The sequence below is a fragment of the Catenulispora rubra genome, assembly GCF_015356825.1.
Taxonomy (GTDB): domain Bacteria; phylum Actinomycetota; class Actinomycetes; order Streptomycetales; family Catenulisporaceae; genus Catenulispora; species Catenulispora rubra.
In genome coordinates this window covers 1-255 of the sequence record NZ_JAACYW010000865.1, presented here as the reverse complement: position 1 = coordinate 255, position 255 = coordinate 1, and the positions used below count along the sequence as shown (strand labels likewise).

Here is a 255-nt window from a genome sequence, read left to right as displayed (position 1 = left end):
GGATCCTGGTCCTGCTGCTGGCCGGCATCGTCGGCACCATCACCGCCGTCGTCCTGGCCTCGCAGGCCTCGGCGAACATAGCCGGGGTCAAATCCTTCAGCGGGCTCAGCCGCAACCACGTCACCACGCCGGTGACCTACCCGCAGACCCCGCCGGTCGGCGGCGACCACGCCCCGGTCTGGCTCAACTGCGGCGTCTACACCGCGCCGGTCGCCAACGAGAACGCCGTCCACGCCATGGAGCACGGCGCCGTCT

Annotated in this window: 1 protein-coding gene; it reads left to right on the top strand. The window is 71.0% G+C overall.

Annotation, left to right across the window (positions count from 1 at the left end):
• The coding region (locus tag GWK61_RS55765) for a DUF3105 domain-containing protein (protein WP_194922430.1) at window positions 1–255 on the top strand (255 nt) is incomplete at both ends.